26 protein-coding genes, 1 tRNA gene and 1 pseudogene are annotated in these 25,237 nt (G+C 65.1%); 11 read left to right on the top strand and 17 right to left on the bottom strand.

What is annotated here, in order from left to right; all coding sequences use genetic code 11:
- Positions 1-32: 32 nt before the first annotated feature.
- From FNV92_RS15305 to FNV92_RS15295, 3 genes are all read right to left on the bottom strand, one after another.
- Positions 33-782: a vWA domain-containing protein gene (locus tag FNV92_RS15305; RefSeq protein WP_143845814.1), complete on the bottom strand. Its 750-nt coding sequence runs from the start codon at positions 780-782 to the stop codon at positions 33-35.
- A 123-nt stretch (positions 783-905) separates the two neighbouring features.
- Entirely contained in the window at positions 906-1,766 is an 861-nt protein-coding gene (locus tag FNV92_RS15300) for an alpha/beta fold hydrolase (RefSeq protein ID WP_015685558.1), read from the bottom strand.
- 339 nt (positions 1,767-2,105) lie between these two features.
- A complete protein-coding gene (locus tag FNV92_RS15295; RefSeq protein ID WP_143845815.1) occupies positions 2,106-3,029 on the bottom strand; it encodes a division plane positioning ATPase MipZ in 924 nt (307 codons plus the stop codon).
- Positions 3,030-3,310: 281 nt separating this feature from the next.
- On the opposite strand from FNV92_RS15295, the gene panC reads away from it, so the two are divergent.
- Positions 3,311-4,162 (top strand): pantoate--beta-alanine ligase, encoded by an 852-nt coding sequence (panC, locus tag FNV92_RS15290; RefSeq protein WP_143845816.1) that lies wholly within the window; start codon positions 3,311-3,313, stop codon positions 4,160-4,162.
- A gap of 57 nt (positions 4,163-4,219) precedes the next feature.
- Here the strand turns inward: panC and FNV92_RS15285 are convergent, their stop codons facing one another.
- From FNV92_RS15285 to FNV92_RS15270, 4 genes are all read right to left on the bottom strand, one after another.
- A complete protein-coding gene (locus tag FNV92_RS15285; protein ID WP_143845817.1) occupies positions 4,220-4,660 on the bottom strand; it encodes a DUF1489 family protein in 441 nt (146 codons plus the stop codon).
- Positions 4,661-4,702: 42 nt separating this feature from the next.
- Positions 4,703-5,692 (bottom strand): hypothetical protein, encoded by a 990-nt coding sequence (locus FNV92_RS15280; RefSeq protein WP_143845818.1) that lies wholly within the window; start codon positions 5,690-5,692, stop codon positions 4,703-4,705.
- Positions 5,693-5,845: 153 nt separating this feature from the next.
- Positions 5,846-6,037 carry a hypothetical protein gene (locus FNV92_RS15275; protein ID WP_015685553.1) on the bottom strand — a complete coding sequence of 64 codons (192 nt, stop codon included), beginning with the start codon at positions 6,035-6,037 and terminating at the stop codon, positions 5,846-5,848.
- A 286-nt stretch (positions 6,038-6,323) separates the two neighbouring features.
- Positions 6,324-6,986: a glutathione S-transferase family protein gene (locus FNV92_RS15270; protein WP_143845819.1), complete on the bottom strand. Its 663-nt coding sequence runs from the start codon at positions 6,984-6,986 to the stop codon at positions 6,324-6,326.
- A 124-nt stretch (positions 6,987-7,110) separates the two neighbouring features.
- Between FNV92_RS15270 and FNV92_RS15265 the strand changes: the two genes are divergently transcribed.
- Positions 7,111-7,836, top strand: a complete 726-nt coding sequence (locus FNV92_RS15265; protein WP_143845820.1) for a DUF599 domain-containing protein — start codon at positions 7,111-7,113, stop codon at positions 7,834-7,836.
- A gap of 312 nt (positions 7,837-8,148) precedes the next feature.
- On the opposite strand, the gene FNV92_RS15260 is transcribed toward FNV92_RS15265, so the two are convergent.
- From FNV92_RS15260 to mgtE, 4 genes are all read right to left on the bottom strand, one after another.
- Positions 8,149-9,147, bottom strand: a complete 999-nt coding sequence (locus tag FNV92_RS15260; RefSeq protein ID WP_143845821.1) for a hypothetical protein — start codon at positions 9,145-9,147, stop codon at positions 8,149-8,151.
- A gap of 49 nt (positions 9,148-9,196) precedes the next feature.
- Positions 9,197-10,015, bottom strand: a complete 819-nt coding sequence (locus FNV92_RS15255; RefSeq protein ID WP_143845822.1) for an aldo/keto reductase — start codon at positions 10,013-10,015, stop codon at positions 9,197-9,199.
- A 157-nt stretch (positions 10,016-10,172) separates the two neighbouring features.
- The gene (locus tag FNV92_RS15250; protein WP_143845823.1) at positions 10,173-10,475 is read right to left on the bottom strand and encodes a helix-turn-helix domain-containing protein; all 303 of its coding nucleotides are present in this window, start codon (positions 10,473-10,475) and stop codon (positions 10,173-10,175) included.
- Between the two features lie 203 nt (positions 10,476-10,678).
- On the bottom strand, positions 10,679-12,100 hold the full coding sequence (gene mgtE / locus FNV92_RS15245; RefSeq protein ID WP_143845824.1) for a magnesium transporter: 1,422 nt from the start codon (positions 12,098-12,100) through the stop codon (positions 10,679-10,681).
- An 83-nt stretch (positions 12,101-12,183) separates the two neighbouring features.
- Between mgtE and FNV92_RS15240 the strand changes: the two genes are divergently transcribed.
- On the top strand, positions 12,184-12,990 hold the full coding sequence (locus tag FNV92_RS15240; protein ID WP_143845825.1) for a polysaccharide deacetylase family protein: 807 nt from the start codon (positions 12,184-12,186) through the stop codon (positions 12,988-12,990).
- Positions 12,991-13,152: 162 nt separating this feature from the next.
- Positions 13,153-14,454 (top strand): polysaccharide deacetylase family protein, encoded by a 1,302-nt coding sequence (locus tag FNV92_RS15235; RefSeq protein WP_143845826.1) that lies wholly within the window; start codon positions 13,153-13,155, stop codon positions 14,452-14,454.
- A 3-nt stretch (positions 14,455-14,457) separates the two neighbouring features.
- On the opposite strand, the gene FNV92_RS15230 is transcribed toward FNV92_RS15235, so the two are convergent.
- A complete protein-coding gene (locus FNV92_RS15230) occupies positions 14,458-14,832 on the bottom strand; it encodes a hypothetical protein (protein WP_143845827.1) in 375 nt (124 codons plus the stop codon).
- 263 nt (positions 14,833-15,095) lie between these two features.
- Between FNV92_RS15230 and FNV92_RS15225 the strand changes: the two genes are divergently transcribed.
- Positions 15,096-15,368, top strand: a complete 273-nt coding sequence (locus FNV92_RS15225) for a hypothetical protein (protein WP_041748247.1) — start codon at positions 15,096-15,098, stop codon at positions 15,366-15,368.
- A 207-nt stretch (positions 15,369-15,575) separates the two neighbouring features.
- Complete coding sequence (zigA, locus tag FNV92_RS15220) at positions 15,576-16,817, top strand: zinc metallochaperone GTPase ZigA (RefSeq protein WP_143845828.1); 1,242 nt, start codon at positions 15,576-15,578, stop codon at positions 16,815-16,817.
- On the opposite strand, the gene FNV92_RS15215 is transcribed toward zigA, so the two are convergent.
- Both FNV92_RS15215 and FNV92_RS15210 read right to left on the bottom strand, forming a co-directional pair.
- Positions 16,798-18,066, bottom strand: a complete 1,269-nt coding sequence (locus FNV92_RS15215; protein WP_143845829.1) for an ABC transporter substrate-binding protein — start codon at positions 18,064-18,066, stop codon at positions 16,798-16,800. The two genes, zigA and FNV92_RS15215, sit on opposite strands and share 20 nt — an antisense overlap.
- A gap of 86 nt (positions 18,067-18,152) precedes the next feature.
- Positions 18,153-18,839, bottom strand: coding sequence for a DJ-1/PfpI family protein (locus tag FNV92_RS15210; protein ID WP_143845830.1), 687 nt, complete (start codon positions 18,837-18,839; stop codon positions 18,153-18,155).
- Positions 18,840-18,931: 92 nt separating this feature from the next.
- Here FNV92_RS15210 and FNV92_RS15205 point away from each other — a divergent pair.
- Positions 18,932-19,869 (top strand): annotated as a pseudogene (locus tag FNV92_RS15205) (GlxA family transcriptional regulator).
- An 89-nt stretch (positions 19,870-19,958) separates the two neighbouring features.
- On the opposite strand, the gene FNV92_RS15200 reads toward FNV92_RS15205, so the two are convergent.
- A tRNA-Leu gene (locus FNV92_RS15200) sits at positions 19,959-20,043 on the bottom strand.
- A 173-nt stretch (positions 20,044-20,216) separates the two neighbouring features.
- On the bottom strand, positions 20,217-20,459 hold the full coding sequence (locus FNV92_RS15195; RefSeq protein WP_015685538.1) for a FliM/FliN family flagellar motor switch protein: 243 nt from the start codon (positions 20,457-20,459) through the stop codon (positions 20,217-20,219).
- A 67-nt stretch (positions 20,460-20,526) separates the two neighbouring features.
- Here FNV92_RS15195 and lipB point away from each other — a divergent pair, with 67 nt between their 5' ends.
- Positions 20,527-21,264 (top strand): lipoyl(octanoyl) transferase LipB, encoded by a 738-nt coding sequence (gene lipB / locus FNV92_RS15190; RefSeq protein WP_041748246.1) that lies wholly within the window; start codon positions 20,527-20,529, stop codon positions 21,262-21,264.
- A gap of 200 nt (positions 21,265-21,464) precedes the next feature.
- On the top strand, positions 21,465-22,178 hold the full coding sequence (locus FNV92_RS15185) for a DNA helicase (protein WP_168213705.1): 714 nt from the start codon (positions 21,465-21,467) through the stop codon (positions 22,176-22,178).
- Between the two features lie 44 nt (positions 22,179-22,222).
- On the opposite strand, the gene FNV92_RS15180 is transcribed toward FNV92_RS15185, so the two are convergent.
- Positions 22,223-22,585 (bottom strand): tautomerase family protein, encoded by a 363-nt coding sequence (locus tag FNV92_RS15180; RefSeq protein ID WP_143845831.1) that lies wholly within the window; start codon positions 22,583-22,585, stop codon positions 22,223-22,225.
- Between the two features lie 108 nt (positions 22,586-22,693).
- Here FNV92_RS15180 and FNV92_RS15175 point away from each other — a divergent pair, with 108 nt between their 5' ends.
- A complete protein-coding gene (locus FNV92_RS15175; protein WP_143845832.1) occupies positions 22,694-23,545 on the top strand; it encodes a LysR family transcriptional regulator in 852 nt (283 codons plus the stop codon).
- A gap of 136 nt (positions 23,546-23,681) precedes the next feature.
- Complete coding sequence (locus tag FNV92_RS15170; RefSeq protein ID WP_143845833.1) at positions 23,682-25,202, top strand: PAS domain-containing sensor histidine kinase; 1,521 nt, start codon at positions 23,682-23,684, stop codon at positions 25,200-25,202.
- Positions 25,203-25,237 lie beyond the last annotated feature (35 nt).

The following is a 25,237-nucleotide window of genomic DNA, read 5'->3' as shown; positions in this document are numbered from 1 at the left end:
AAATGCATGGCATCCGCCTCCGACGCGATCCGCTACCTCATCTGGCCGATCAGCTTCGCCGCGCCGCTCGCGCTCTTCGCCAATTTCAGCAGCGCCTCGCGGCCGCCGGCAGCATAGGCTGCAGCGGCGCGGAGCAGCTCGCGCAACTGCGCCGCGGCACCGGGATCGAACCGGCACCAGGCCCCGCCGGTCAGCCGCGCGATCTCGCGAAACGCCTGCTCGGCCACCGCGTCATGGCCCTCCTGAAACAGGAATACGGGAACCTTGAGCATGCCGAGCTCGCCCGCCTTGGCGCAGAGCTCGTCGACCTTCTCCTCCATGGCGTCGCCGACGAACACCACGGCACGCACGCCGGAGGCGACCGCCTCGCGCCGCGCCTCGCTCAGCACCTTGCCGATCTGGGTGTCACCGCCGCGGCAATCGATCTTCCTCATCAGCGTCGCAAGCCTGGCGCTGTCGGAGATCCAGCCCGAGGTGCGGCACTCGTTGAGACCGCGATAATAGACCAGGCGGATGTCGAGACTGCCGAGCGCGGCCGTCTCGCGGAACATGTCGGCCTGGAGTGCGCAGGCCATGTCCCAGGTCGGCTGCCGGCTCATCGTCGCATCGAGCGCGAAGATCAGCCGCCCCCTGGCGCCGGGTGCATGCGGCGACAGCGCCTGCGCCTTGGCGACGAAGGCGGCTATATCTTCCGCGGTCGAGGTCCTGCCCTGCGGCAGCGCGCCCTCTTGCTGCGCCGGGACGGCACCGCGGCCGCGCGGTTTGATGGAGTCGCCCGACATTCCTGCTTTGACCTTCCGTGAGCGACTAATGTGGTCAGCGCGCCCGGCCCGGTCAATGTGCAAAGCCTCCGCAGGCGGCAGCCGGCGGAGGCTTTAAGGATCGGAGATCGCTGCGAGCTGTCGCTAGCTCTTGGCTGGCGCCATCAAGGCGACCGGACCGGGCTCGAGAATCTTGGGAGGCGACGAGCGCGTATCGACCGGTGCCACCTCGCTGTCGGTGTCGCTCAGGAATTTATCGAGCATGCCCTGGATCGAGTTCTTGGCGGCATCCGGACCGGTGTCACGCATGTCGTTGTGCTGGAATTCAGTCTTCACGACCTGGATTCCGGCCTTTTCGCATTCCTCGTCGGTCGGGATCACGCCCGCATCGACCTTGAACTGCGGATCCGACGAACGGAACGAGAGGATCTTGAACTTGCCAGCGGTGACGAAAGGCACGCGCAGATTGTCGAGCGTAACGACTTTCTTGACCTCATCCGGATACTGCTTGGCAAAATACATTGTGATGTCGCCGCCCATGGAATGGCCGACCATCGTCACCTTCTCGTAGTCGGCGTTGGGCTGGACCTTCTTCATCTCCTGCATGGCGAGATGGATGTTGGCGACGCCGCGCAGGATCTGCGGCAAACGGCCGACATAGAGCTCGCCGGGCTTGGTCACCATCGGAGGATCGGTGGGCAGATCATGCTGCGGGCTGACGACGAGATAGCCGCGCGCGGCGAAGACGTTGGCGAGGAAACCGTATTCGGTGTTCTTGACCGTGTTGCCGTGATTGATCACGGCGACCGGCATCGTGATCATGCCGGCATTGGCCTGCATTTCCTTGTCGCGACGGATCGCGATATCGACAGGCACGGGACGGTTGTCGCGCGAGGCGTCGTAGAAGGTGATCGTCTCGTGCCTGATCGCCCACTTGCTCGCCGTGAAATAGGCGATGCCGCAGAGGGCACTGACCGAAACCAGAACGGCAATTCCACGCTTCATTTTCGTCCTCAGCCTCAGGCGCTTCGGCCTGAATCCCTGTTGAAAATCGTGTTCTCTAGGGCTCTTCGGCCCCTGGTCGCCTTTCGCTAATATATGTCACAGCCGCGTGACAGGAAGGCCAAATATTGTGAACTGGCAGCCCTTTCATTGTGCGTCGCACACGTTTCTTGGGCACCCCGTTCTCATACGGCTACGTCAGGGTGCAGGTCACCATCGGACGCAACCAATCTCGATCGGGTTCAATTTCGCGGTAAACGTGGGATGAAAACGGCCGAGCGCAGCCGCAGTTCCCGGGGGACCGGCTGGGTCGATCGACCTGAAGTACCGGCATACCGCCACTCAGGCGCCGAGGATGTCGTGGACCTCGAGCGGCTTGTCGACCTGGCTGAACCATTCGGCGCGATTTGCCGCACGGCGGCGGCCACGCTCGTCGAGCGGCAGCTTGAGCTGGCGGAGCAGGCTCGTCACTTCCTCCCGCGCGGTGAGATGGCCGAGATTGGGCCGCATGCCCAGCGTGGCCTCGTCGATCCCGTCGAGCGCGGTGAGCCCACGCGGGAAGAACTCGCGATAGACGACGCGCTCGGCGAAGCCGTCGACGTAGCGGAAGCCGAGCCGCAGCGACAGATCCTTCAGGCCGTCGGCGACCAGCTGCTTGTTGCGCGAGCCCAGCATCGACAGGCGGTTGCGCACCACGATCCAGTCGGTCGAGGAGCCGTCGAGCTGGCGGCGCTTGCGTCTGACGTCCCGCACCATCTCGGCATAGTGGCTCTCCCCCGTCACCGCGTAGTTGGCGGGATCGACGGTGCCGAGCACGTCGAAATCGAGGAAGCTGTCATTGATCGGCGTGACCAGCGTGTCCGCCATCGAATGCGCCAGGCGCATCAGATAGCTGTCGGTACCAGGTGTATCGATGACGATGAAATCGAAACTGGCCTCGACCGCCGAGACCGCGTCCATGAACTGGAGGAACTCGGAATTCTCGTTCTCGGCGACCTGCATGGTCTCGCCGAGCTTGATGCAGCGATGCGCGGGCAGCTCGAGGCCGAGGCCCGTGCGGCGCGCCCATGCAGCCCGATTGTTGATGTAGTGGGTGAAACTCTGTTGACGGCAGTCGAGATCGATGGTGGCGACGCGCTGGCCGGCTTTCAGAAGCGCGACCGCGATGTGCAGGGCGGTCGTCGACTTGCCGGAGCCGCCTTTCTCGTTGCCGAGCACGACCACATGCGCCGTGCCGGATTGGCCTTGGCTAGCCTGCACAAGCATGGCGATCCTCAACACCCCTATGGAATATCTTCGAGACGACCGCGTCGGCGGTCAAGTGAAATGCGTGACAGGACAAGCAATTCGCAGTGCGCCGTGCCCCATCATGAATCGCGCCGCGGTCTTTCGTCTGTGATCCAACCCACAATGTCGCGACATCCCGCGCGGTTTCGCAGGGAAAGCTGTGCCGCATCCGGATGCATGGCGTCCACGACCGCCGCTTGTTAAGGTTAGCCGCCGGGGCCGGATGCGCCCGCTCCGATTCCCAACCAAGTCGAGTCCTGATGTCACCGAGCCCCTTGATCGCCCGCACGGTCCCCACCCTGCGACGCGCCGTCGACAATCTTCGCAAGCGAAAGGCCACGATCGCGCTGGTCCCGACCATGGGGGCGCTCCATGACGGGCATGTGTCGCTGGTTCGCCTCGCCAGGCGGCGCGCCAGCCGCGTCGTGGTGTCGATCTTCGTCAACCCGACCCAGTTCGCGCCGACCGAGGATTTCGGCGCCTATCCGCGCACCTGGAAATCCGATATCGCCAAGCTCGCGGCCGAGGATGTCGACATCGTCTGGCACCCCGGCGTCGAAGCGATGTATCCGGAGGGCTTTGCGACCCGAATCGTGCCGGAGGGGCCGGCGCTGGCCGGCCTCGAGGACCGCTTCCGTCCGCACTTCTTCGGCGGCGTCGCCACCGTCGTCGGTAAGCTGTTCACGCAGTGCCGGCCGGACTTCGCGATCTTCGGCGAGAAGGATTTTCAGCAACTGCGGGTGGTGACGCAAATGGCGCGCGATCTCGACCTCGGCGTCAAGGTGATCGGCTCCCGCACGGTGCGCGAGCGCGACGGGCTGGCGATGTCCTCGCGCAACGTCTACCTCTCGCCACAGGAGCGGCAGACCGCGACTGTGCTCTACCGCGCCATGAAGGACAGCGCAGGCCGCATCCGGACCGGCGAAGCGATCGCGCCGGCGATGGCGCGGGGCGCCAGGACGATCGAGGCGGCCGGCTTTGCGCTCGACTATTTCGAGGCCCGCCACGCCGAGACGCTGGCCCCGGTCACCACACGCAAGGACGGACCGCTGCGCATCCTGGTCGCGGCCAAGCTCGGCAGCACCCGGCTGATCGACAATATCGCTGTGTGAGTTGTGTCTTGCGCATGACCTTTTCGGAAAACAGCTTCACACTTTTCCGGATCGTGCTCAGAGCAACCCGAGATCGCGCAGTTCGCGCCGCATCGGCTCCGGCATCGCCGCGATCGAGCCTGCGGCGGACTTGCCGAGATCGGGCGGCACGGAATCGTCGGCGAGATAGCGCCAGCCCTGGAACGGCCGCATCGGCCGGGGCGATACCGCGATCACCTTCGGCTGCATCACGATCCGGCAGCGGCCGATGCCGTCCTTGTCGCGGAACGGTTCGATGCCGATGATCTTTTCGCGCGCGGCGACCTCGCCCTTGATGACCCAGTAGAGCGACCCGCCCGCGAGGATCTCGGCGTCGCGCTTGGGCACCATGCGGGTGATGTGGATGTGATGTTGCGGCAGACCTTTCTTTTTGGCGGTCTGCATCCGTTCGGCGATCCACCCCTTCAATTCCTTGACGGAGTCGCAGCCGACGGCAAGCTTGATCAGATGTAGCGGCATGCCCCAGCATTAGCGGGCCGGCCGCTTGTTTTCAAAGCCGATCTACTCGTTATCCGCAGCCGCGGGAGCCGAGGCCGGCGGCGGCGCGAGCGGAACCGGTGCGGCCGCAGGCGCTCGCTTGGCAGCCGGCTGCTTCTTCGCAGCCGCGGGCGCGGCCGCAGGTGCAGCCGCCTGGGCCGAGGCCGCAGCGGGTGTGCGCGGGGCCGGCGCAGCGTTTGCGGCGGGCGCCGCCTGGCGCGTCGTCGCCGTGGGCGGCTCCGGAGTCATGATACTGACCGGCGGCGTCGACGACGCGCTCGGGAAATCCGCATTGGTCGGCTTGCCCGTCGGCATCGTCGGAGGCAGCCCGCCGAGCGCACCTGCGGCCGCCATCGCCGGCGCCGTTGCGGGCGCGTTCCAAACCGGCGCATAGCGCGCGACCAGCGCGTCGTAGAGATGGGAATCCATGTTGGCGGCGACCTGCTGCTGATCGGTCAGCGAGCGGAAGGCCGGGCAATCGAACTGGGTGCAGCCATCGCGCGCGACCAGCACCTGCGCAACGAGGCCATAGCGATCGTGCTCCAGCGACTTGCGCAGCACCTTCATCTCCAGCGTCAGGCTCTTCTCGGCGGTGGCGGCATCGCCGAGCGCGGTAAGCCGGTCGATACGGGACGCGGTGTAGGCAACGGCCGCAGCCGCAGTGTCGGGCGCGCCGAACAGCGCCTTCTCGCAGCCGACGGCCACGGCATCGCCCGCGAGATCGTCAAGGCAGGACAGCGCCGGCAGGCTCGCCGTCACCGTCGCTTGTGCGCGTGCCTCGGTCGGGGCTGCCTGCCCGGCCGGTCCGTAGAGGTGGACGGTGGCGGCCACCGCGACGGCAATGGCGAGCAGCGTGATGACGGTCAGCGCGCCGTTGGCGACCGACTTGTCGGCGCGCAGCAGCGTGATCAGCAGGATCAATCCGAAGAAGCCGGCAGCCGCCAGCGTCATCCACATCGGAAAGGCCGGCGAGCGCCAGGTTTGGTCGAGCGACGTGGCCCATGCCCAGTTCATGCGCGATATCCCCTCACGCGAGCAAAGAGCGAATGGTCAAAGCGAGCACCGCGAACCGGCAACTGCCCCCGGTTCACTCTGTCGAGGCCAAGCGGCCTTTTGACGGCGAGCGAAAGAATCGTCCGCAATGTCAATGCAAGGCACCGTGGCCCGTCAGGACTGTGCGAGCTGGCTTTCCTTGGCGACGCGCTCGAAGGCTTCGGTCGTGCTCTTGATGCGGTACTGGCAGTCGTCGCCGTCCGTCGGCAGCAGGCGAATGATCTCGTACGAACCACTCGCAGCCGGGCGCGCGACGTTGCTAGCCGTGAACAGTACGCGTGTTCCCACGGGAAATTTATGCTTCAACGCCCATCTCCATCACTCAAACAGCGCCGGCCGTGCCCAGGGTCCCACTGCGACGGACCGGCTGAAAACCCGGCCTGTCCTATAGCATGCGGCCGGCCGATTTGGCCAGCAGTATACAGGCATGGCAAACGTCCCGATCCCGCAGTGATTTCAGGACGATAGTCGTGGAACCGGCAGCCAATGATACCGCTGGGACCCGGACGCCTCGGACGGTACGGAGGCACCGGTCGCCGGGACCCGCATGCTCCCCGGTGCCAGCCACCTTCCGGCCGACCGGGATGCCGGCCTAGACGGTCTCGAACCTGTCGATGAGAAGCGTCTCGGCCAGCCCGTCACGCGTCCATTCCTGGAACGCCGGCACCGCCATCATCGTCTCCATGTAGGACTTTGCCTCCGGCCCAACATCGATTGCGTAAGTACGGAAGCGGTGCACGACCGGCGCATACATCGCATCCGCCGCGCCGAAGCCGCCGAACAGGAACGGTCCCCTGGCGCCATAGCGCGCCCGGCACTCGCGCCAGATCTCCTGCACGCGCGCGACGTTAGCGAGCGCATCCACCGACAGCGTCACGGGGCGCACCGGCCGATGCAGGTTCATGCCGCATTCGTTGCGCAGGGCCATGAAGCCGGAATGCATTTCGGCGCACACCGAACGGGCGTGGGCGCGCGCCGCGACATCGTCGGGCCACAGCTTCTTGTCCGGATAGCGCTCGGCGACGTATTCGATGATGCTCAGCGAATCCCACACCGTGATGTCGCCATCGACCAGCACCGGCACCTTGCCTGCGCGGCTGAAGGAGAGGATCCGCTGCTTGTCCGCGGGGTTGTCGGTGTAGAGAGGGATGACGGTCTCCTCGAACGGAATGTCGTTCGCGCGCAGCGCGAGCCAGGGCCGCAACGACCACGACGAGTAGTTCTTGTTGCCGATCGCAAGCTTGAGCGTTGCCATGTCACCGGTCCTTCCCGAGTCCGTTTGTGCGGCTGCTTTTAGCGCCAACGCCTGCCGCCAATCAATCGTTGCCGCGACCAGCCATGCGTGGCAATCGTTTGCGATTGCTGGCGAGGAGAACGACATGAGCAGGCATTGGGTCGACATCACCGCCGTCGGCTTCTTCGTCGTCGAATGGCTGGTCTATGCCCTGACGCTGGAGCATTCTGCCTATGGCCGCGACAGCCTGTCGGCGCGGATGAATCGCTATCGCGAGGTCTGGGTCCGCCGTCTGCTCGACCGCGACACCCGCATGGTCGACATGCAGATCATGGCCTCGCTCCAGAACGGCACCGCCTTCTTCGCCTCCACCAGCCTGTTCGCGCTCGGCGGCGCGCTGGCGCTGCTGCACGCCACCAACGACGCCATCACCATCCTGAGCAAGCTGCCGATCGACCTCAGCACCTCGCCGGCGATGTGGGAGCTGAAATGCGTCGGCCTCGTGCTGATCTGCGTCTACGCGTTCTTCAAATTCGCCTGGTCCTATCGCCTGTTCAACTATGTTGCGATCCTGTTCGGCGGCATGCCGCCGGCCGCCCAGCGCGACACGCCGGAAGCCGAAGCCCACGTCATCCGCACGACGCGCCTGTTCGAATCCGCCGGCCGGCACTTCAACCGCGGCCAGCGCGCCTTCTTTTTCGCACTCGGCTATCTCGGCTGGTTCGTCAGCCCCTGGGTGCTGTTCGTGACCACGGCCGCGGTGGTGATCGTAACCTGGCGACGGCAGTTCGCGTCCAGCGCCTGGCAGGCGATGGCTCCGGCGACGACAGCGGATGGCGAGGGTATGCGGACGCGCGGTGCTGCTCAATGACGCCAGCTCTCGTGTCCCGAGCGCGCTGCTGCGCAGAACAGGGACCCAGAAAGCAACACGACACAATCGGCGACATGGGCCCCGGCTCTGCAGCGCACCGTCGAAGGGACGCTGCGCTGCGTCCGGGGCACGAGAGCGGAGCGAGCCCGCACACTCTCCTCCTCGTTAGTGCGAGCGCAGCGAAGCAATCCAGAATCTCCCGCGGAAAGACTCTGGATTGCTTCACTGCGCTCGCAGTCTCGGTTCGCACTTTGAATCTCGGACACGCTTCTGCCCTGGATTGCGCTGCGCTCCATCCGGGCTACGGGACAACTACCCGCCGAAATCCCTGGGGCTGAATGGCAGGTCCATCACCTTCCACTCCCCGTACAAGCCAGCCGGCAGCATCTTGTAGGGCTGGCAGGATTCGAGCGCGCTGATCGCGGACTTCACAATGGCGACGCCCTTCGCGGACGGCGGGGCCTGGATCAGGATCGGCGGGCGCGCCAGCGTGCCGTCGGTGGCGAACACCGCACGCAGCTTGATGTTGACGTTGTCGGTCGGTGAAACCCCCGCCGGAAGCTTTGCACAGCTTCTCAGGCGGCGACGAAGCTCAGCGATGATTTCGGGCGGAAGCTTGGCGGCGATCGAATCCTTGGCGTCGCCGCCGTCGTCCTTGGGGGCGTCTTTCGGCTCGAGCGGCTGCTCCGGCGGCAGACCCAGCATGACGCCGTACTTGACGGTGACGTCAGGCTCCGGCGCCTGATAGGCCGGCGGCGGCGCGGCCGGCGGCTGCGACATTGCGGCGGGCGACGGCTGCGCCGGTGGCATCGACTGGGGCGGCGGTTGCGGCATCGGCTGTTGCAGCGGCAATTGCGATGGCTGCGGCTGTGGCTGCGAAGGCTGGGGTTGTTGAGGCTGCGGCTGCGCGGCGGCTTCACGCTGCTGCGGCGACGGCTGTGGCGGCGGCTGTTTCTGCTGCGACGGTTCAGGCGATGCCTGCTGCTTCGAAGACGACGCCGCGGCCTGCTCCTTGGCCGCAGGTTTCGGCGCCGTGGCCGCCTTGTCCTTGTCGGTGACATCCAGCTTCGGCAGCTTCAGGTCGAGGGGCGGCTCCGGGGGCTTTTCCTTCACCTCCGCCTCGGCCTTTTCCTCCGCCTTGGCCTCCTCCTGCTTCACCTGCTCCGGTGTGACGATGTCGACCGACACGGTTTCGGGCGGCGCGGCGTGAAACGGATGCACCTCGCTGATCACGATGATCAGCCCGACGAGCGTCAAATGCGCGATCGCCGACGCTGCAATGTCCGTTCGTATGATCTTCCGCAGTTCCATCGCCCGATCTTGGGTTGCCGCCGCGGTCCTACCATACCCCGGCCGCCCCTCAATCCCATTTTGGCGCGAAACCATAGTCGGTGAGACGGCCCTTCGGACTGGCCAGCGCGGCGATCCTGGTCATCTCGTCGTCCGAGAGCTCGAAATCGAAGATCTCGATGTTTTCCGAGAGGCGTTCGACGCGCGAGGTGCGCGGGATCGCGGCGACATTCTGTTGCACCAGCCAGCGCAAGCAAATCTGTGCCGGTGTCTTGTGGTACGCACGGCCGATCTCGCCAAGCGTCTGGTCGGACTTGATGCGGCCCCTGGCAATCGGGCTGTAGGCGACCAGCGCGAGACCATGCCGGTCGCAGGCCGCCTTCACCTTCGCCTGGTCGAGATAGGGATGGTATTCGACCTGGTTGCAGACCAGCGGCTCCGGGCACAACGCCACCGCCTCTTCGATCAGCGCAACCGTGAAGTTGGAGACGCCGATGTGGTGCGTCAGGCCCATGCGCTTGGCATGCGCCAGCGCGCCGAGCGTCTCCGCGAGCGGCACGTGCGAATTGGGCCAGTGCAGCAGCAACAGGTCGAGCGAGGAAAGCCGCAGCCGGACGAGGCTCTCCTTGACCGAGCGCTCGAGATCGTGCGGCGTGAAATGGCTGGTCCAGACTTTGGTCGTGAGGAAGATGTCGTCGCGGCGCACACCGGAGGCGCGCAGGCCGTCGCCGACCTCACGCTCGTTCTCGTAGACCTGCGCCGTGTCGATGTGGCGGTAGCCGAGCCGCAGCGCCTGCTCGACCACGCGTCCGCACGGGCGACCGCTCAGCTCCCAGGTCCCGAGCCCGATCGCCGGTATTCTTGCGCCATTGGCCTCGACGAACAGCATGAGGAAACCTCTCTGTTGTGGTCGTCCCAAGCATCATCCGGGCGTCATTATGGACCCGGTCCGTGACACTGCCAACGGAAGCCGCAGCGATCAGCCCGGATATTCAGCGCAATGCTAACGGGAGGTATCGTCAGGCCTTGACGTCAAGTCTTGACAGTCAGGCTTTGGCGAGCGCCTGGAACACGGTCTCCGGCGCATGCGCGATCACGGCGAGCAGCGCGCGGGCGGGTCCCCGCGGGGCGCGCTTACCCTGCTCCCAGTTGCGGATGGTCTCGACGGGAACGCCGAGTTTTGCCGCAAACTCCATCTGGGTGAGGCAGGCGCGGCGGCGCAGATCGCGCACCGCGAGCGGGCTGGCATCGGCCGGCGCTGCATTGGCCGCAGGCTGGATTGGAAACTCCTGCCCATCCCGCAGCTCGACAACCCGTCCGTCAGCCTTCAGCCGCACACGCATGCTCATTCCCCCAAGCGGGCGCAATCATGCGGCAGGTCGCTTAAGTTCGGATTAAAGATGTTGGCGGCGGTGCCCCGGACGCGACGCAGCGCTTCTTCAGCGGTGCGCTGCAGAGCCGGGGCCCACGTCGCCGCAGTACACCGTGCCGCTTTCTGGGCCCGGTTCTGCGAAGCAGCGCTACGCGCCGCAGCGCGCCCGGGACACGAGACCTACCTCAACCCGAACCACAACGTCGCAATGCCGAGGAAGGAGAAGAAGCCGACCACATCGGTCACGGTCGTGACGAACGTCCCCGACGCCACCGCGGGGTCGGCCCTGACGCGTTCGAGCGCCATCGGAATCAAGATGCCACCGAGCGCGCCGGCGACGAGGTTGACGATGATCGCAAGCCCGATGACGACGCCGAGGCCCGGGATCTTGAACCAGGCCACCGCCGCGATGCCGGTGATCACGGCGAAGGCAAGTCCGTTGACGAGGCCGACCATGCCTTCGCGCATCACCACGCGCCAGGCGTTGGAGGAGCCGAGCTCGCGGGTCGCCAGCGCCCGCACCGCGACCGTCATGGTCTGGGTCGCGGCATTGCCGCCCTGGCTCGCCACGATCGGCGCCAGCACGGCGAGCGCGACCATCTTCTCGAGCTGGCCCTCGAACAGGCCGAGCACGGAGGATGCGAGGAACGCGGTGGCGAGATTGACCAACAACCAGTTGAACCGCGCGCGCGCGATGGTGAACACGGTGTCGGAGAGCTCTTCGTCGCTGTTGACGCCGCCGAGCGCCTTGAGGTCCTCGTCCGCCTCTTCCTCGATCACGTCGACGACGTCGTCGACGGTGATGACGCCGACGAGGCGATCCTGGGTGTCGAGCACCGGGGCTGCGACGAGATTGTACTTGCCGAACATGCGCGCCACCTCCTCCTGGTCCTCCAGGACGGAGACCCGGCGGCGGTCCTCGTCGGTGAGTTCGGTGAGCGGCACCGGACGTCGGGCGCGGAGCAGCACGTCGAGCGAGACCGCGCCCTGCCAATGCCGATCCTTGTCGACGACATAGATCTCGTAGAAGCGATCGGGCAGATCCGGCGTGTCGCGCATGTAGTCGATCGCCTGCCCCACGGTGAAATCCTGGGGCACCGCGATGAACTCGGTCTGCATCCGGCGGCCGGCCGAATTCTCCGGATAAAGCAGGCTGCGCTCGAGCGCGACGCGCTCCTGCAGGGGCAGCTTTTCGAGGATCTCCTCCTGCTCGTCCTCGTCGAGGGTTTCCAGCAGTTCGACGGCGTCGTCGGATTCGAGCTCGCGGACGCCCTCGGCCACCGTCTCCGGCGGCAGCTCGTCGAGGATCTCCTCGCGGACGGCCTCGTCGACCTCGTTCAGTGCCGAGAAGTCGAAGTCGGCGCCCGTGAGCTCGACCAGGCGGACGCGGTCGTCAGGCGCAAGAGCGCCGATCAGATCGCCGAGATCGGCCTCGTGCAGCTCGGCGACACAGGCGCGCAGCGAGGCGCTGTCACCAGCCTCGATCGCACGGGCAATTTCCGCAACGAATTCGTGACGAATTTCGCCGTCTTCATTGCGCATCGGCACGTGGTCGAGTACCGAGGCCTCGGCGGATGAGGCACCGTCCATATGTTCATCCATGGGGCGCCTCGCCGTTTGACAGGTTGGAACGGGTGGTCTGAGCTGATGGTTCAGGCAATACCCACAAGGCAACAGCCAGCGCAATGACAAAGATGCTTCGACTGAGGTGGACCTCGATCGCGGCGGGCGCGGTCCTCGCGGCCGTCGCCGGCATTGCCTCGGCCGGGGCCGCGGACTGTCCGCGCAAGGACGCACTTGGAACCTCGCGGATTCTCAGCGTCGATGCGAAGGCCACGCCGCGCGTGGGCTTGAAGAGCTTTCCGCAGACGCTGGCGCTCGCCGATCACGAGGTCGTGCTGACCTTCGACGACGGCCCGCATCCGCCGACGACGTCGAAGGTGCTGGCGGCGCTGGCGCAGGAATGCGTGCGCGCAACCTTCTTCCTGATCGGCCTGCACGCCTCCGAGCACCCCGACATGGTCAAGCGCATCGCGCGCGAGGGCCACACCATCGGCCACCACACCTGGTCGCATCCGTTCATGGCGCGGATCCCGTTCGACAAGGCGAAGAGCGAGATCGACCGCGGCATCGCGGCCGACGAGATGGCGCTGAAGGGCGTCTCGACGACGACGCCCTCGACGCCGTTCTTCCGCTTCCCCTATTTCGAGTCGACGCCGGCGCAGCTCGACCTGCTGCAGTCGCGCGGCATCGTCGTGTTCGGCGCCGACCTCTGGGCCAGCGACTGGAACGAGATGACGCCGGAGCAGGAGCTGAAGCTCGTCACCGAGCGCCTCGCCGCCGCCGGCAGGGGCATCATCCTCTTCCACGACCCCAAGGCGCGCACGGCGGCAATCATGCCCGCCTTCCTGCGATACCTCAGGGACAACGGCTTTCGCGTGGTTCACGTGGTCCCGGCCGGCGCATCACAGAAGAACGCCGACGCACGTTGATGCCGGAATGTCACGCCGGCGCAAAATGGGGTGATTTGGGCCCTATTAACGATCTGTTCATGCTAGGCCATGCAAACATGGACGGGATATTGCGCCTGAACCTTTCCAGGGCGTCTCCGACCACCTAATGGCGGCCATCGCATATGAGGGCAGACGGGGTTCATGATCGGAAGTAGCGTTGTTGTCCGGACGCGATCGTGGATCGTCCTCTGTCTCGGATTGCTCACCGTCGGCACACCGGCGGCGTTTGCAGGCGATTGCCCCGGCCATCCGGACGCGCTCGGGACGTCCCGCACGCTCGTCGTCGATCCGCGCGAGCATCCGCGCATCGGCACGATGCAATATCGCGAGACGCTGCCGCTGAAGGACCACGAGGTCGTGCTGACCTTCGACGACGGTCCGCTGCCGAAATATTCCAACCAGATCCTCAAGATGCTCGACGACGAGTGCATCAAGGCGACCTTCTTCATCATCGGCGGCCAGGCCAAGGCGAACCCGGAAGGCGTGCGCAAGCTGGTGGCGGCAGGCCACACCGTCGGCACCCACAGCATGAACCATCCGCTGACGTTCGACAGGATGCCGATCGAGAAGGCCGAAGCCGAGATCAATGGCGGCATCGAGTGGACCTCGGCCGCGATGACCGATCCGTCCAGGCAACTCGCGCCGTTCTTCCGCATTCCCGGCCTGATGCGCGCCGATGGCGTCGAGAACTACCTCCTCTCGCGCGGCATCCAGGTCTGGAGCGCCGACTTCCCGGCCGACGACTGGCGGCATGTGTCGTCCGACCGCGTCTACCAGCTCGCGATCCAGCGGCTGGAGGCCAAGGGCAAGGGCATCCTGCTGCTGCACGACATCCAGGCCCGCACGGTGGCGGCGCTGCCGAAGATCATCCGCGACCTCAAGGCGCGCGGCTATCGCATCGTGCATGTGGTGCCGGCGACCGCCGAACTGCCGGCAACGCCGACCACGCCGGTGGAATGGCTGCTGCATCCGCCGACCGAGACCGTGCCGATCGCCCGCTGGCCGGCCGTGCCGAATTTCGTGTTCACGCAGACCCCGAGGCTTCCGGCGCCCAGCCTCGCCGATCTCAACGCACAGGCCGGGCACCAGCCGCTGCTGCCGCGCAAGACGATCGCGCAGGCGAATGTCGCGGCCACCCTGCCCGTGCCGGGCCGCGATCTGTTTGCGATCCCGGAAGGCTCGATCGAAGTGTTGCTGTCGACGACCTTGTCGCGGCGTGCCGCGACGCGGATGGCGATGGCTGCCGAGGCGCCGCGTGCGGCCAGGGGCAAGGCAGGCAAGCTGCACGGCTCCCGGAGCGCCCACGCGGCACACAGCACACCAAAACATGCCGCGCAGGCCGGGAGCACCGCTCCCAAGACCACGTCACCGAAGACTGCATCACCGAAGAGCGCCGCGGCGCATCCGACCCGCGTGGCGAGCCTGAAGAAGCGCGCGCAGTAAGCCTTACTGCCGCAGGATGTTGGCGACGCAGAGCAGCACGATCAGCGCCAGGAAGAACAGGTCCATATAGGACTTCAGCTCGCCGTCCCGCCGCAGCCGGGCGACATCGGCCACCACCTGCTTGCGTGCGTTGGTTCCGCCCGAGCCGTCATTGATCGGGGCTTGCAGGCGCTTGGTCTCGGCCTCCAGCTTCTCGATCTTCTGGAAGAAGTAGAACGCACGCAGCGTCGAGGCCGCGCGCATGCCGGCGTAGACCAGCACCAGGATCGCGATGATCGCCCGGTTCTGATACTTCTCCATGAAGTTCAGGCTGAAATAGACCATCGCCATGAAGGCGAAATTGGTCATGAAGCGGTAGACGAAGCTTAGAAAGACCATGCTGGCTCCGGCCTTGAGCGGTATGACCGTCTGGCTTTGTGGAATTCAGGATCGAGGATTGCAGGCCGGGACAGCCGGCCTACAGGTTGCGCGAGGGCCGTCTACGCCAACTTTGTTTCAACAAAGATACGATCGCCCGCGCAATGGCGCCTTTTAGCCACGCGCCGCCGTAATGCAAGCGAGCACGCAACCATCATCGTGTTCCCTCGCCGCGGCGCGATGGAGATTCGGTGGGACCTACGGTACACTGGCACAGCCACCGCATGTGGGGTCTGCCGATGCCGAAAAAGGGAATCACGGGCCACGACGACTGGGTTCTGACCGAGGCGCTGGCGACCGCGCTGGTCGCGCTGGAGCAGCTCGAACCAAAACACCAGCCGAGCGCGCATATGGACGACATCCGCAAGATGCTCGCAAACGGCAAGGAGCCGTCGGCGGTGAGCCTTCACCTCGCGCAGGCCAAATGCCGGCTGTTTCCGGAGTCGGATCCGCTGGAGATCTACAGAGAATACGGCATCGGCGAGGAATACGGCTGAGGACGCGTATCGCTCGGGCGTGTTGCTGTACTGCAATCGTCCCGCCGAGACCGCCGGGGCGATGATGAGGCACCCCAACATTTCCGGCTGAACCGCGAAACGACTTGACGAACACGTCGCCAGAGAATGTAATGTTATAACATTACATACTCGGTCCCATGCCCTCTCCCCCGCGCCGTCGCCCTCTGAAAAGGCTCTTCGACCTCCATGCAAAAGCTCCCCGTCACCGTCTTGTCCGGCTTCCTCGGGGCTGGAAAGACCACTTTGCTGAACCACGTCCTGAACAACCGGCACGGCCTGAAGGTGGCTGTGATCGTGAACGACATGAGCGAGGTGAACATCGATGCGGACCTGGTCCGCGATGGTGGTGCGAATCTGTCCCGGACTGACGAGAAGCTCGTCGAGATGACGAACGGCTGTATCTGCTGCACGCTGCGCGACGACCTCCTGAAGGAGGTGCGCGCTCTCGCGGCGAACGGCCGCTTCGATTATCTCCTGATCGAATCCACCGGCATCTCCGAGCCGCTGCCGGTCGCGGCGACCTTCGATTTCCGGACTGAGGACGGCGAAAGCCTCTCCGATGTCGCGCGTCTCGACACCATGGTCACCGTGGTCGACGCCGTGAACCTGCTCAGGGATTATTCGTCGACGGATTTTCTGGCGCAACGCGGCGAAGCGCTGGAGAACGACAAGCGCACGCTGGTCGATCTCCTCGTCGAGCAGATCGAGTTCGCCGACGTGATCGTTCTCAACAAGGTCGATGACGCCCTGCCCGAGCAGCGCGAGGCGGCACGCAAGATCATCCGCGCGCTCAATCCGGACGCGGACCTGATCGAAGCCAACCACAGCCGGGTCGCGTTCGATCGCATTCTCGACACCGGCCGGTTCGACTTCGAAAGAGCGCAGCAGCATCCGCTGTGGTACAAAGAACTCTACGGCTTTGCAGATCATGTGCCGGAGACCGAGGAATACGGCGTGACCAACTTCGTCTATCGCGCGCGCCGGCCGTTCGATCCCGAAAAATTCGACAAGTTCGTCAGGGAGCCGTGGCCCGGCGTCATTCGCGCCAAGGGCCATTTCTGGTTGGCGACACGCCCGCAATGGCTTGGCGAGATCAGCCAGGCCGGCTCGATCACGCGCACGGAGGCACTTGGTTTCTGGTGGGCCAGCGTGCCTGCGGAAAGATGGCCGGATGATCCCTCGTGGCGAAAGCAGTTGCGCGCGAACTGGAACGACATCTATGGCGATCGCCGCCAGGAGATCGTGTTCATTGGCACCGGCATGAACGAAGGCTCGCTCCGCGCCCGCCTCGACGCCTGCCTCGTCCCGGGCAAGCCGGCCATGAACGTCGCGGAATGGGCAAAGCTCGCGGACCCCTTCCCGATCTGGCGCCGCACGAACGAGAGGCGCCCTGCGGAAGCAGCCGAGGCTAGTTTGCCGATGCCTTGAGCAACGGGCATTCACTCTGGCTTAGGGGAAAAAAGACGTCGTCGGCGGAAATCTTCTCGACGACGTTGTAGTAACCCCAAGGGGTCTTGACGTCCTCGGGCTTCTTGACCTCCACCAGATAGAAATCGTGCACCAGCTTGTTGTCGGCACGCAGCCGTGCGCCACGCGCGTAGAAATCATCCACCGGCATGGCGCGCATTTTCTCGAGCACCGCGTCGGTCTCGTCCGTTCCAGCCGCAGCGGCCGCTCTCAGATACTGCAGCACGGCGGAGTAGACGGCGGCCTGCGGCGCGGTCGGCATGGCCTTGTGGAGCTTGTAGAACCTCTGGCCGAACGCCCGCGTTTCCTCGTTCAGCCCCCAATACCAGGCCGTGACGGTGGTCAGCCCCTTGGCCGTTTCGACGCCCATGGCGTGCACGTCGGTCAGGAACATCAGCTCGGCGACCGGCTTCTGCGCCCCCATGTTCATTCCGAACTCGTGCCATTGCTTCATCACGGTCACGAGCTGCTCGCCGGCATTGGCAAAGGCGACGACCTTGGCCTTCGAGGCCTGGGCTTGCAGCAGGAACGAGCTGTAATCGGCGTTTCCGAGTGGGTGAAAGACGGCACCCAGCGACTTTGCTCGTCCTTCCGCAAGCACACGCTGGGACACCTCCACCATATTGCGTCCGAACGCATAGTCGGCCGCGATGAAGAACCAGCTGTCATAGCCCTGGGACACCAGCCTGCGAACCGATCCGGAGACGAGGTTGTAATTGTCGTGCAGCCACATCAATCCGGTGCGTGAACATTGCTTGCCGCCGATCTCGGTGGTGCCGACGGCCGAATAGATGACCATCTTGTTCTTGTCGCGCGCAATCGACTGGATGGCGAGAGCCACCGCCGAATTGCCGACATCGGCGACCATGTCGACCCCGTCGACGTCGAACCATTTGCGGACAATTTGCGCCCCTATGTCCGGCTTGTTCTGGTGGTCGGCGAAGATGATCTCCACCTTGATGTCAGGTGTCGCCTTCTGAAAATCCTCCACGGCCAACTTTGCGGCGACGACGGAGCCTGGTCCGGAATTATCCGACAATGGACCCGACTGATCGTTGATGATGCCGATCTTGACCACTCCGCCGGAGAAGTCGGCAGCCGCACTCCGCTCGGCGAGCGCGACCGGACCCAGCGTCAGGACAAGTCCCAGGGTGAACCGGGCAAGCGGGACGCGCCATGACTGCAACTTACGAACACGACAAGGCGCCATTGCCCCACTCCATTCCAGCATCGCAACATCCGTCAGCGATGACCTGCCCAACGATCCCGATTCCAACTGCCGATTTTCGCAGCGTGTTATCCCTGCTGACCGACGGCCTTCCTGACGAACTCCAGCCGTTTCGCCTGTGCCGGCGCGACGCGCTCCTTCATCGCTGCGACGATCTCAGCCGGCGCCGTGTCCGGCGAGCCGGCCTCGAACGGCGGGGCGGGATTGTATTCCATGCGGAGCTGAACCATCTCCGCGGCGGCACGGCCCCTCAACATCGCGACCAGCGTGAGCGCAAAGTCGATGCCGGCGGTGATGCCGCCGCCGGTGATCCGGTTGCGATCGACGCAGACCCGCTCCCGCGACACCGATGCGCCGAAGAACGGCAATGCGTCGGTAGCGGTCCAGTGCGTCGCCGCGCGATAGCCTTGCAACAGCCCCGCTGCCCCAAGCACCAGCGAGCCGGTGCAGACCGAGGTGACGTATTGGGCGCCCTTCTCCTGCCTGCGCAGAAAGACGAGGACGTCCTCGTCGAGCATCAGCTCATCGGTCCCGTAGCCGCCCGGAACGCAGATCACGTCGAGCTGCGGGCAATCGGCGAACGTGATCGTCGGCGTCAGCGTAATCACGGAATCGCTCGGCACGGGTTCGATGCGTTTCCAGATCAGATGCACGTTCACGTCCGGCAGGCTGGAGAAGACCTGAGCCGGACCCGTGAGATCGAGTTGGGTGACGCGGGGAAAAACCAGAAGGCCGATCTGCAACGGACCCGACATATCCAACCTCGACATCGCGCTTGACGGTTGCAGCGTGCCATGTTGGCCTAGGCTGCGGAAACGGCGTAATTCCCTCATTTTTGGACGCGTCCATGATCGGCTTCCTGATCTTTCCAGAATTCCAGTTGCTGGATGCGGCCGGCCGATCTCGGTGTTCGAAATCGCCAGACGTCACGCACCGGACGCGCCGCAGATCATCACGATCGCGGCCAAGGCAGGCGCGGTGCGCAGCTCGTCGGGCACCGAGATGCTGGCGCGCAACCTGCGCGCGGCCAGCGCCGTCACGACGCTCTTCGTCGCGGGCGGAGAAGGCGTCGAGGCCGCGGCACGCTGCAAGACGACGATCGCGTTCATTCGCAGACTCGCCAAGCGTGGCGTGCGCATCGCCAGCGTTTGCAACGGGGCCTATCTGCTTGCCGAGGCGGGACTGCTGGATGGCCGCTGCGCGACGACGCACTGGTGCTGCGCGCGCGACTTCACTGGGCGCTACCCGAACGTCAGGCTCGAGCCGGACCAGATCTTCATCCGGGATGATCGGGTGTGGACGTCGGCCGGCATCACCGCCGGGATCGATCTTGCGCTTGCCATGATCGCCGAGGACCACGGCGAGGAGATCTCGCAGGCGACCGCCCGGCAATTGGTCCTCTATCATCGCCGCGGCGGCGGCCAATCGCAGTTCTCGACCCTGCTCGAGCTCAAGACGCCGAACGGCCGCTTCGGCAGCCTGTTGTCCTGGATGCGCGAGAATCTGGATGCGCAGCTCACGGTCGACTCACTTGCCGAGCGGGCGGGCTTGAGCTCACGGCATTTCGTCCGCTCCTTCATCGCCGAAACCGGCTCCACGCCGTCCAAGGCGCTGGAGCGATTGCGGGTCGAGGTCGCGCGCGAGCGGGTGCAGTCGTCGGGCGAGGCGATCGAGCGCGTCGCGCAATCCACCGGCTTTCGCGATCCCGAGCGGATGCGCCGGGCCTTCATCCGCGCCTTCGGTCATCCGCCGCAGTCGCTGCGGCGGTCGGCGCGGAGTGCGTGAAGGACGAATCGAGCCAAATCCGGGGCGAGGCAACGCTGGTCCCGGGGCAAAAGTCAGAAAACTAAGGGATACCAGCCAATATTGGCTTGTGGTGCGCTCGGAGGGACTCGAACCCCCACGATTTTACTCACTGCCACCTCAAGGCAGCGCGTCTACCAATTCCGCCACGAGCGCTTTGGGGATGCCGGCTTAAGGCTTGAGGCCTGCCGGATCAACGGCGCCGATCTAACAAATCCATCAGAGGGGTACAAGCCTGCAAAGGCCCCGAATTCCACAAGCTTGGCAGGAAAATTCTGGCTTCCTGCCCGGATCGGCCCTATGGGGGCCGAGCCCTGCCTGCCCGGCCGCTACCGCGTGCCGGTCGTGCGCGGCAGCATCTGCTTGACCTCGACCGCGATGCGGTTGCGGTCGACCAGCACGACGCCGGAGGCTACGGGGAGATTGTTGGCCAAAACCTTGACCTCGTCGGCCTCGGTTGCGTCCAGCTCGATGATGGCGCCGCGGGAAAGACGTAATACTTGATGGATCGGCATGGTGGTCGTCCCGAGGACGACCATGAGATCCACGGTGACTTTATCGAGTGTCGGCACTGTCATGACCACCGCAACTGGAGACTGGCATTTGCACCTGCGATCATCACCACGTTATGGTTAGCCAATGGTTAATTCGCCTCAAAACCCCCGCCAAGACCTCGATTTGACCTCGTTTTCCGCCACGGACGGCGTCCCCGTCGAATGGCGGATCTCGGACGCGCCGGTGCCCTATCCGGAAGCCGTGGCCGCCATGGAGGCCCGAGTCGCGGAGATCGCGGCGGGCGAGGCGCCGGAACTGGTCTGGCTGCTCGAACACCCCCCGCTCTACACCTCCGGCACCTCGGGCAAGGCCTCCGACCTGCTCGATCCCCGCTTCCCGACCTTTGCGACCGGACGCGGCGGCCAGCTCACCTATCACGGGCCCGGCCAGCGGGTGGCCTACATCATGCTCGACCTCAAGCGGCGCCGGCCGGACGTGCGGGCCTATGTCGCGAGCCTGGAGGAGTTGATCCTGCGCACGCTCGCGGCCTTCAACGTCCGCGGCGAGCGGCGCGAGGACCGGGTCGGCGTCTGGGTCAAGCGGCCCGACAAGGGCGCGGAGCACGAGGACAAGATCGCGGCGATCGGCGTGCGGCTGAAGCGCTGGGTTTCGTTCCACGGCATCGCCATCAATGTCGAGCCGGAGCTGTCGCATTTCGCCGGCATCGTGCCCTGCGGCGTCGCCGATCCCCGCTACGGCGTCACCTCACTGGTCGATCTCGGCCAGCTCGTGACCATGGCCGATGTCGATATCGCACTCCGGCAGGCGTTCGAAGAGCTGTTCGGGCCGACGCGTGCGCTGCTGCCGGAGGCGGCGGTCTAGCACTTTTTCTGTTCGAGCCTGACCGCGCGTTTTCCGCTCGCCGCGGAATCGGCTACACTGGTTGCAGGTGCCGCCCACGCCTCCCCCCTCCGCCGGGAAAGTACAGATCATGCCGGGCGATGCGATCATCGGACCGACTGTTCGAGCGCCAAGGCATAAGGAGGGATTGCGCTTTCTGCTCGCAATGGGAGGTTCTGACCATGAGACTGTCTGCACCGATCTATCATCTGAAGCGCAAGGCCAAGCGCCTGTCGCGCGAGCAAGGCATCCCCCTCCACGACGCGCTCGACCGCATCGCTACGGCGGAAGGGTTTCCCGCCTGGAGCATGCTCGCCGCGAAAGCCGCCGCAGCGACGCCTGCGAACCGGCTGTTTCCGCAATTCCGGCCGGGTGATCTGGTTCTGGTCGGGGCGCGCCCCGGTCAGGGCAAGACGCTGATGAGCATCGAACTTGCAGTGGAGGCCATGAAGGCCGGCCATCGCGCCGCGTTCTTCTCACTCGAATACACCGAGAGAGACGTGCTGGATCGCTTCCAGGCGATCGGCGCGAACCCGGCGGAGTTCGATCAGCTGTTCGAGGTCGATTGCTCCGACGCGATCAGCGCCGATTACGTCGTCAAGCAGATGGCCGCAGCTTCCCGCGGTACAGTCGTGGTGATCGACTATCTGCAGCTGCTCGACCAGCGGCGGGAAAATCCGGACCTGACCGTTCAGGTGCGCGCCCTGAAATCGTTCGCACGCGACAAGGGGTTGATCGTGGTCTTCATCTCGCAAATCGACAGGTCCTATGACCCCTCGATCAAGCCCTGCCCCGACCTCGACGATGTCAGGCTGCCGAACCCGCTTGATCTGAAGCTGTTCGACAAGACGTGCTTCATCAACGACGCCGAAGTTCAGTTCCGGGTGGCGAGCTGACGATCGGGCCGCGGGCGGGTTGGCTCGCCCGCGGCCTTCCTGTCTCACGCCGCCTGCAGCGCAATTTCGAGCTTGCCGGCGATGTAGCGGCGCTCCTGCGTCAGGCCTCCAAAGCCATAGGCATCGCCCTTGACCTCGTCGACATGGAGGTAGGTCTCGGGATGCAGCGGGCCGATTATGTCGGCCATCCGTTTGAACATCGCGGTGAGATAGGCCGCCTTCTCGTCCTTGGTGTTGGTGCCTTCGGTGACGTGGATGTCGATCCAGTAGCTCGCAAGCTTCTGCTCGGCGAGCGATTGGCCTCCCGCGAACCAGTCGCTCGCATCCACGGACTTCACGATGATGGCCGTCACCTTGGGATCCTTGTGCAGGATTTTTGCGGTGAGCTCGGACACGGCATTGGCGATGTCTCCTCAAGATGCGGCGCGGTGTTCGCGCGGCGTTGGAGAGAAGCTAGACCTTCCGCCGTCATTTTGGTATCTTATCTCTGTTGATACCAGTGATAATGAATAATTATGACAGCCACCCTCGACATCGCCACCATCAAAGCGTTCCTGCTCGTCGCCGACCTCCAGAGCTTTACCCGCGCCGCGGAAGCGCTCGGCACCACGCAGGCGGCGGTCAGTCTCAAGCTGCAGCGGCTAGAGACCTTGCTCGGCAAACGGCTCGTCGAGCGTTCGCCCCGCGCGGTCCGGCTCACCGCCGACGGCGCAGCGTTCGTCGATCGCGCGCGGGCGCTGATCGACGCGCATGACCGCGCGCTATCGGGCGAAGCAGCGGCCGCGCAATCGCTCTCGCTCGGCATCTCCGACCATGCCGCGGGCCCCGAGCTGGTGCCGCTGCTCGAACGCCTGCACGCGATGTCAGCGAACCTCATCCTCGCCGTCACCATCGGCTTCTCGCGCGAGATGCAGGACGCCTATGATGCAGGCCAGCTCGATGCGGTGATCGTCCGGCAGGAAGGCAGCCGACGCGGCGGCGAAAAGCTGACTGAAGACGAGTTCGGCTGGTTCGCGTCACGACGCTTCTCCCTGCCGAAGGGCGAGGCGCTGCCACTCGCGACACTCGCCCCGCCCTGCGGCGTGCGCGCCATCGCCGTGCGCGCGCTCGACAAAGCCGGCATCGCCTGGCGCGAGCGTTTTGTCGGCGGCGGTGTCACGGCGGTGGCGGCGGCAGCTCTTGCCGGACTCGCGATTGCGCCGCTGGCGCGGCGGATAGCACCGGCGGGTCTGATCGATATCGGGCCCGCGCACAAGCTACCCAAGCTCGGCAGCTCGAAAGTGATGCTGCATTCGAAGGTCAGCGATCCCGCAAAACTGGCGGCGCTGCGAGCCATCGCGGCGACCTTCAGGAGCGCAGCGTCCTGACGCCGCGATCAGCCCGATCAAGGGCCGGCTGCCTTGCCTGCTGTATACCGTTGCGCAAAGTTGCCCAAGAATCCTTCAACCGGCGGGAACCAAACGGACCTTCAAACGTTTGCCCCGATCAAGGCGGGGTCCCGGAATGGTTAAAAAATCCAGTCAACAGAGAGACTTGTTCGAAAGCGAGCGCAGTTTCAGGCTGTTGGTGGAAGGAGTCGCGGACTACGCCCTCTATATGCTCGATCCCGCAGGGATCGTCACCAGCTGGAATATCGGCGGCGAGCGCATCAAGGGCTACTCCTCCGACGAGATCGTCGGCCAGCACTTTTCCCGATTTTACACCGAGGCCGACCGGGCCAACGGCAAGCCCGCCCGCGCGCTCGGCATCGCGCGGGACCAGGGCCGCTACGAGGAGGAAGGCTGGCGCGTCCGCAAGGACGGCACGTTCTTCTGGGCGAGCGTCATTATCGACCCGATCTACGAGGATGGCGCCCTCGTCGGCTATGCCAAGATCACCCGCGACATCACCGAGCGCCGCAATACGCAGGTCAGGCTCGAGGCAATGCAGACGCAGCTTGCCGAGTCGCAGAAATTCGACGCGCTCGGCCAGCTGACCGGCGGCGTCGCGCACGATTTCAACAACCTCCTGATGATCATCAGCGGCAGCCTTCACATCCTGAAGAAGGGCACCCAGGACGACGCCAAGCTTCACCGCGCGATTTCGGCGATCGAGACCGCGACCAAGCGCGGCGCCGCGCTGACCGGCCAGCTCCTGAGCTTCGCGCGGCGGCAGAGCGTCAATCCGCAGGCGATCGATTTCGCCGAGCGCATCGCTTCGATCCGCGAGGTGCTCGATGCCGGCGTCGGCAGCTCCATTCGCCTTGCCTTCGACATCGACCACGATCTCTGGCCAATCAGGACCGACGCTTCCGAGTTCGAGACGGCGCTGCTCAACCTCGTCATCAATGCCCGCGATGCGATGCCTGACGGCGGCACCGTGACAGTCAGCGCGCGCAACGTCGTGCTGGACGAGACGCTGCTGACCGGCCAGTTCGTCGCCATCGACATCGCCGACACCGGGCTCGGCATTCCCTCCGACGTCGTCGACAAGATCTTCGAGCCGTTCTTCACGACCAAGCCGATCGGCAAGGGCACGGGCCTCGGCCTGTCGCAGGTGCACGGCTTCGCGCATCAGGCTGGTGGCACCGTGAAGGTCGCAAGCGAGCTCGGCAAGGGCACGACCTTCACCGTCCTGTTGCCGCGTGGCACGGATGCGCCGACGAGGGAGATACCGGAAGCCACGCCGTTCCGCGGCAGTGGCACGGTGCTGCTGGTGGAAGACAATCCGGACGTCGCGGTCGTCAGCATCGGGCTGCTCGAGCAGCTCGGCTACCGCGTCCGCCGCGTTCCCGACGCCGAGTCGGCCTTGCGCGAGCTCGAGCAGAACGGCGTCGACTTCGTGTTCTCCGACATTGTGATGCCCGGCAAGATGGACGGTCTCAGCCTCGCCCATCATCTGCGCCAGATCCACCCCGGCCTGCCGATCCTGCTCGCCACCGGCTACAGCGAGGCCGCCGCCGACGCGCGCGGCGACTTCCCGATCCTGCGCAAGCCGTACGAGATCCACGAGCTGAGCGAGGCGATCGCGAAGTTGCCTCGGTGATTGTTGGACGCACCAACCCTCAACCCTCCACGGCG

The organism is Bradyrhizobium cosmicum (assembly GCF_007290395.2).
Lineage (GTDB): Bacteria > Pseudomonadota > Alphaproteobacteria > Rhizobiales > Xanthobacteraceae > Bradyrhizobium > Bradyrhizobium cosmicum.
This window is presented reverse-complemented; position numbering and strand designations above follow the sequence as displayed.